The following is a 6811-nucleotide window of genomic DNA, read 5'->3' as shown; positions in this document are numbered from 1 at the left end:
AGCGGACCGCCGGAGTTGCCCGGGTTGATCGAGGCGTCGGTCTGGATGAAGTTCTGGAATCCGATGCCGGGCACGTTGCTGCGCCCGACCGCGGACACGATGCCGGAGGTCACCGTCTGGCTGAAACCGAAGGGATTGCCCACCGCGACCACGAAATCGCCGACCCGCAGCGTGCTGCTGTCGGCCAGCGGGATCGCGGTGAGGTTCTCCGCTGCCACCCGCATCAGCGCGATGTCGGTCTCGGGGTCGGAGCCCAGGAACTCGGCTTCCAGCGTGCGGCCGTCGCCGAGCGTCACCGAGACTTCGTCGGCGTTCTCGATGACATGGTGGTTGGTCAGGATCAGGCCGCGCTCGGCGTCGACGATGACACCCGAGCCCATCGACTGCGCCAGGCGCTCCTGGCTCAGGTCCGGGAACATGCGACGGAAGAACGGATCGTTGCCGAACGGACTCACCTGCACGCGCCGGGTGTTGTTCACGCCGACCACGGCGGGAATCACGCGCTCGAGCATCGGCGCCAGCGACGGCATCGGCTGGCCGGCGACTGCCGACGGCAGGGCGCCGGTGCCGGTCACGGTCGCAGGCACCTGCGCCACGGGCGCGGACTGGGCCGCGAGCGGCCGGTTCATATCGACCAGCACCGTGGCCGCAAAGCCTCCGAAAGCGGCCGCGGCGGTGAGGGCAAGCAGGGTGGGCAATGCACGCATGGGACGTCGATTGTTTCGTTGGTGTGGGTGGCAGCAACGTGAAAGGCGTGTGGCTGCGCGGGACGAGGCGGCGCGGGTGCGCACGGATCGAAGCTAGCGCGCCGCGCATGCGGTCTCCATGGCCTGCGGTCATGTGCGAGGGCCTGCGGTCGGCGCCTGTTCATGATGCCCGCCCGCGCCGGTTTCCGCAGCGGCCGCCCGCGTGCGGACGCTTGCGGGCGTCTCCCCACCGACGATGGCGACGGGATCTCCGTCGGGGGTGCATCGCGCGTGCGATCGCCGGCCATGCGAGTGCCGACACCTGCAAACAAGGTGTTTTCGTCATCGCGGCGGCAGCCGGATTCGCGTCGCTAAAGAGCGAACGACCGCACCCATGCGCCGGCATGCATGGCCGCAGCGACGATCGAACAGGTGCGTGGACGCGCGGTCGCCGCCGATCCGTCGCATACCCGAAGGGCGCTCGGCGCCGCCGCGCGCCGAATCGCCGCGTTATTTTTTTGTTCCGCGCCGCGCGAAAACTTCGTACATTCCGCTTCACGGGCACGGTGCCCGTAATTCCAAGACGAGGAAAACCCCGATGAGCAACGGTAACGGAGTGACGGCGACGATCGCCGATGCCGCCGATTCCATCGCCGAGAAGGCGCAGGAAGTCGGCAGCAGCGTGGTCGCCACCGCCAAAGAGGCGGTCACGCGCGTGCGCAAGGCCGCCAAGAAGGCGAGCAAGACGGTGAGCAAGCGCGTGACCAAGGCCAAGAAGAAGCTGGCGGCCGCCAAGGCCAGCGCCACCTCCGAAGCCGCGGCGCTCAAGCGCAAGGGCGCCGGCAAGAAGGCCGCCACCAAGACCGCGACGAAGAAGGCCACCAAGAAGGCGGCCGCCAAGAAGGGCGCGGCGAAGAAGACCGCCAAGAAGGTCGCGAAGAAGGCCACCGCCAAGAAGGCGGCGGTGAAGAAGTCCGCCACCCGCACCACCAAGAAGGTCGCCAAGAAGGCCGCCGCCAAGAAGGGCGCGGTGAAGAAGGCGACCAAGAAGATCGCCAAGAAGGCGACCGCCAAGAAGACCGCAGTGAAGAAGGCCGTCGCCCGCAAGGCACCGGCGAAGAAGGCTCCGGCAAAGAAGGCCGCCGCCAAGAAGGCGCCGGCTCGCAAGGCCCCGGCGAAGAAGACCGCGAAGAAGGCCGCCCGCAAGGCGACCCGCTGACGCGTCAGCCGTCGAGCCCCTCTCCCGCCTGCGGGAGAGGGGTTGGGGTGAGGGCCGTTCGATCCACCGCACCGTCACCCCAAGAGAGCCCCATCACGGTCGCATCGAGCGCCCGGACGTCCTCTTTTGCACTGTGGGTACAGCCAGTGCGGGTGAGGTAGTGCGTAACAACGTGGAACCAGCAACGGGGCAGTGGCTTGGAAGTGAACCTGACCCCGGTTCTCCCCGGCGACCCTCGCCTGAGCGGCGTTACCACTCCGAAAGTGTCGAATAACGCCGGCCCGGCCATTCGCCTGATAACACACGAGCGCTAGGCACCGGGGCAGCTGGGCATGCCTGCGCAACAGGCTGATCTCTGTAGGATTTCTCTGATAGCGAAGCGAAGAGTGGCGGCGCATACTCCGGCGCAACAGGGGCTAATAGTAATTAGCGGGACTAGGGACTATGGCTATCATCGAAATTCAGAGCGAAGCTGACCGGTTCGTCCTTCACTTCGAGACGAACAGGCACCAAATCAATGCTTTCGCTTTGGCGACTTCGCTTGCTGGGCTCGCGGAAGCGGTTCGCGAAGCAAGTTCGATAGTCAATCCCGGCTACGCTGTAGAAGTTGTTGTCTTGGCGCTTGAGGAAGGAAGCTTCGAAGCAGTCGTAAAAACAATTTTCGAGAAGACACACAGTGTGTTTTCGCATGAAGCGTCGAAAGCGATAATCTACGGCGTTATCGCGGGCTACATAGTCACAAAAATGGTGGCGCCCTCAGATCCGACAATAGTCGTAACTGACAGCTCAGTCATCGTCGAGTATGGCGATACAAAAGTGATTGTCCCCCGTAATGTCTACGAGGCACAGCAACAGGTAGAGAAATCTAAGCGCTTCGAAAACGCGATTGGACAAGTTTTCCGAGGAGCCGAATCAGACTCAACGGTGACAGGGCTGCGGATTGATCCTCCAGACCGTAGGCAGCCGGGGCCGAAGGTGCCTCGCGAAATGTTTTGTCGCTTCGACACGCGAATTCTCGACGACGAAGGCGACAGGGTGGTAGTCGAGTACGCCAATCTTGAGATTTCGCGCGCGATCCTCGCGCGCGGAAGGCGAAAGTGGGAGTTTTACTGGCGAGGTGTGAAAATTTCTGCCCCCGTTCTTGATGATCGGTTCTACGATAAATTCTTCGCACACGAAGTCACGATTGCTCCTGGAGACGTCCTGAAGGCGGCAGTGCGCATTGTTCAACGGCAAGACAAAGATTCCGGTATTTACAAGAACCATAGCTACGAGGTCATCGAGATCATCGATCACATTCCAAGGATGCGGCAGGCGTCTCTTTAACTATTCACTCAAGCCGACGCCACTTCGTGGCGTGGTTTAACTCAGGTGCTGGGCCTCAAAAGAACATGGCTGCCGACTTCTTCTTTCAAGACCCTACTTTCGAGATCCAGCCACTGACCACGGTTGCTATTTTTAAATGGCAGCGCTTAGGCAATCCGGAGGTGCAGTACGCGATTGCTGCCGAGGAGCAGTACCTGCAGTTCCATTTATACATGCTGAAAAACCTTCGGCACACTCGCGCCGGCCAACTCGCAGACCCGCCATATAGACGTGAGCTTGGACTCTCAGTCAGAGCAGGAGCAGTGAAAGCTGCTGTACTCGTTGCCGCCTCGATCACAGAGGCGGCACTGCGAGCAATTGCTGAGACGCGGGGTTACACGCTCAATCAAGACCTGCGGCGCCGTACCTTTGGCAACGTCATTCGGGCATGGGAGATAGCTGGAGCCCCACAGCCCGAAGTTGCAGATGTATGGCCTCAAGTGAAGGCTATGCATGCCGTCAGGAACTTCGTGCATCTTCATGCGGCTGCAGAAGCCGACGATGCGGCCTGGGTTCGAGTGCTTGAGCGCGAGGATGAGTTGCTGCAAGGGGCGCTAAGAGTGATCGACCATGTGGCCGCAATTGAGGCCTAATAATTAATTCAAGCTGACATCGCTTCGCGGCGCGGCTTAATCAGGCGTTAGAAGTCACAGGGGACTTCATGGACATCTCCTTAAGCAGACCCACGGCTTGATTCAATCGTTAGCTTTCATGCCCAATCTTCCGGTGATCATGGACAACTACCACAATCCTAAGCCCGGTAAAACGTACATAAGTCCAGCGCTTCCGGCCTTCGGGGACAAGACCCGTCGAGTCCGTATAGCGTCGAAAGTCCTACCCTCTGCCGATGGATATGAGTACGTCAAAGAGCGCGATGAAGTTGTAGTGCGACAGAAGCCAAATGCGGCTACCTACATCAAGGCAAAGTTTATCGAAGACACTAAGGGTGTTTTCGTTCTCACCATCCAGAAGTTTTCTGCAGATACCGGCATGCCTTACGGCACCGGATTTTCATTTGTGGGCGAAGAGATCGGTCGCTTCTGCGAGTTTCTCGCCAATATTCAGTCCGTGAGCCTGGAAGGCGGTAGCTCAGTCAACATTTCAGATGCTGAGTTGCGCAAGATTGCACTCACGTCACAGCAGGCAAAAGAATTGTTGGAGGATAATGAAGAACTCGTCGCGGAGGTTCTGCGGCACTCCGTGACTAAGAGCGATGTAGTAGCGCTCGGCTACCGCAAGAGGCAACTTGAGGTCTTTGGAAAACTTCTAGAGAGCGAAAGCTACTTTAATGATCTAAAAAAGAGGAAGCAGTGTAAGGATGAAGCGTTGTGGCAACAGTTCTTCGAAGCAAATTCGTGGATATTCGGTTACGGGCTGAGTTATATCTACTCTTCGGGGCTCGAGGACAGAAAGCTTGAACAAGTGGTCCGCGGCTACCAATTGGATCAGTCTGGGAAGCGTGTCGATGCGCTTCTAAAGACTAGAGCGCTAGCCTCGACTCTGTGCTTTGTGGAGATCAAGACCCACAAGACACCCCTGCTTACCTCCACAGCGTATCGGGCCGGCTGTTGGGCTCCGTCAGAGCATCTATCTGGCGCAGTGGCTCAGGTGCAAGGCACCGTATCGTATGCGGGAGAGACCATTTTCGGGAAACTTCAACTTACGGATAAGCAAGGCTTTCCCACAGCAGAAGAAGCTTTCAACTTCTCCCCAAGATCCTTCGTTGTTGTCGGCACGCTCGGGCAATTTTCCGGAAAAAATGGGGTAAATGATACTCAGCTAAGGTCGTTTGAGATTTATCGTCGAAACCTACACCAGCCTGAGGTCATCACTTTTGATGAGCTCTATGAGCGTGCTCGCCATATTGTGGGCGTCAGTGAAAGCTAACAATTAATTCAAGCCGACGCCGCTTCGAGGCGCGTCTTAGCTCAGGCGTAGGCGAGGGTGAAAATGATTCGGAGATCCAGCATTTCCTTAAAGGCCAATCCGGCGCTGACGGCTCGCCGGGTCATCCTTGATAACGAAAAGATTGTTTACCTTCTTGTTGCATCAAAACCACTTCATTATCCGTCAGGCAAATCCCGAATTGCTTATATCGGTACAACAAAAAAGGGTGGTTCTCGAATAGCATCGAGCGTCGCCACGCGTGAATCATCAATTCTAAATCTTCACGGCGTCACTGAGTTTGAAGCTCGCGTAATCACCTGCAAAGCGCGACAACGAGTAAAGATGTGGATAAAACTTGAGCGTGCTCTTTTACTTAGCTTCAGGGATATATTTGGCGAAGTGCCGAGGTGCAACACTCACGGAAAGGGTTTTGTGGAGGAGAAGGAGTTTGAGTACTTTGCAAGAAATCGGGTTAATGCCATCATCCGCTCGTTGTCCTAGGCCCGCGCCAACGGCGTCCACGGTACACGGGGTCAGGTTCACTTAGCCCGACCGCAACAGCGAGGTTCTTTTTCGCATGGATGACCGGTCATCTGCTCTGAGCTTCGCTACGCTGGAAGCACGCATCAAAAGCATGCCGGACGGCCCCGCCGCGATACTCAATACGCCTCGCCCGCTCTACTGGCTCAACATCTTCGGCTCCGTCGCGATCGTCGTCGGGTTGTTGCCCTTCCTACTGGTGCAGTTCCTGACGCCGCAATGGTGGATGGTGCGGCTGGCGCAGGTGGGCGTGTGGAGTGCGGGCGTGCTGTACGCGCCCGGGATCCTTCGGGCGTTGGTCGTCATGGCCCGCGAGTTCTGGCACTGGCGCATCAAACTCGTGGAGCAGAGCGATCACGACCTGGCGCAGTTCCGTGCGCTGCGGTCGTGGTTGCAGACGTTTCCGCGCGCCGAGCTGGAAGAACACCGCAACTTCGCGCGGCTGGCCCACGACCGCCTCGGCTCGAAGCTGGTGTTGCTGATGGGCGGTATCGAGCGCGTGGGCATCCTGCCGGTGCTGGTCGCCGTGTTCTTTCTGTTGCGCGAGGTGGATGGCCTCGGTGTCGAGTCGCTCGCCGATGTGCCGCTCTGGCAGGGCGTGCTCGCGCCGTTCCTCGTCATCACTTGGTGGATCGGCGTCATGGCGGTGCGCATGCGGCTGACGCATGAGTTGTACGCCGTGGTGCTGACGGACGCGCTGGCGTGCGGCGATGAAGCGCCTGAAGCGTCTTCGATCTGAGAGCGCAGTGAGAGTGCGTGGAATTACCGGGCGATGTTGAACGGTGTTGGTGCGGAGGCAGCGCACAGCATGCGGCTCTCGTTGCGTCGGCCCGTACGTTCGAGGGTGATTCAAAAAGCGACGTCTTCTGTCTGACCCACATCTCAGAAAAGTCCTACGCGTCGTCGTCCGAAATGCGCCATTTCCACGCTTGACGCTCCCGCGCACTCCGTAGCAGACTCGATCCCAAGGAGCGTAGAAACTCCTCAGACAGCGGTCCCCACCTCCGTCAAACCGGTGGGTTTTTTGTGCCTGCACGCTTGCAGGCATGAGCCGACGCGATGCCTGCGTCGGGAGGGCGGCTAATACAAAACCCTTCGGGGAAATATCGCCGCC

At 58.9% G+C, this 6811-nt stretch carries 7 protein-coding genes; 6 read left to right on the top strand and 1 reads right to left on the bottom strand.

The window, feature by feature from the left end; translation table 11 throughout:
- On the bottom strand, positions 1 to 707 hold a 707-nt coding region (locus RG19_RS12925), incomplete at its 3' end, for a trypsin-like peptidase domain-containing protein (protein ID WP_157515374.1).
- A gap of 577 nt (positions 708 to 1284) precedes the next feature.
- Here RG19_RS12925 and RG19_RS12920 point away from each other — a divergent pair.
- From RG19_RS12920 to RG19_RS12910, 6 genes are all read left to right on the top strand, one after another.
- The gene (locus RG19_RS12920) at positions 1285 to 1905 is read left to right on the top strand and encodes a hypothetical protein (RefSeq protein ID WP_058835626.1); all 621 of its coding nucleotides are present in this window, start codon (positions 1285 to 1287) and stop codon (positions 1903 to 1905) included.
- A 444-nt stretch (positions 1906 to 2349) separates the two neighbouring features.
- Positions 2350 to 3231, top strand: a complete 882-nt coding sequence (locus RG19_RS17650) for an LAPAL motif-containing putative phage structural protein (protein WP_157515262.1) — start codon at positions 2350 to 2352, stop codon at positions 3229 to 3231.
- Positions 3232 to 3296: 65 nt separating this feature from the next.
- Positions 3297 to 3863 carry a hypothetical protein gene (locus RG19_RS17300; RefSeq protein WP_082672662.1) on the top strand — a complete coding sequence of 189 codons (567 nt, stop codon included), beginning with the start codon at positions 3297 to 3299 and terminating at the stop codon, positions 3861 to 3863.
- A gap of 118 nt (positions 3864 to 3981) precedes the next feature.
- On the top strand, positions 3982 to 5157 hold the full coding sequence (locus tag RG19_RS17295) for a Shedu immune nuclease family protein (RefSeq protein WP_238376640.1): 1176 nt from the start codon (positions 3982 to 3984) through the stop codon (positions 5155 to 5157).
- A gap of 57 nt (positions 5158 to 5214) precedes the next feature.
- The gene (locus tag RG19_RS17645) at positions 5215 to 5658 is read left to right on the top strand and encodes a hypothetical protein (RefSeq protein ID WP_157515261.1); all 444 of its coding nucleotides are present in this window, start codon (positions 5215 to 5217) and stop codon (positions 5656 to 5658) included.
- 76 nt (positions 5659 to 5734) lie between these two features.
- Entirely contained in the window at positions 5735 to 6436 is a 702-nt protein-coding gene (locus RG19_RS12910) for a hypothetical protein (protein ID WP_157515260.1), read from the top strand.
- The last annotated feature ends 375 nt before the right edge of the window (positions 6437 to 6811 follow it).

The organism is Luteimonas abyssi (assembly GCF_001482195.1).
Lineage (GTDB): Bacteria > Pseudomonadota > Gammaproteobacteria > Xanthomonadales > Xanthomonadaceae > Luteimonas > Luteimonas abyssi.
The sequence above is the reverse complement of the archived record's forward strand: the minus strand, read 5'-3'. Positions and strand labels throughout refer to the sequence as shown.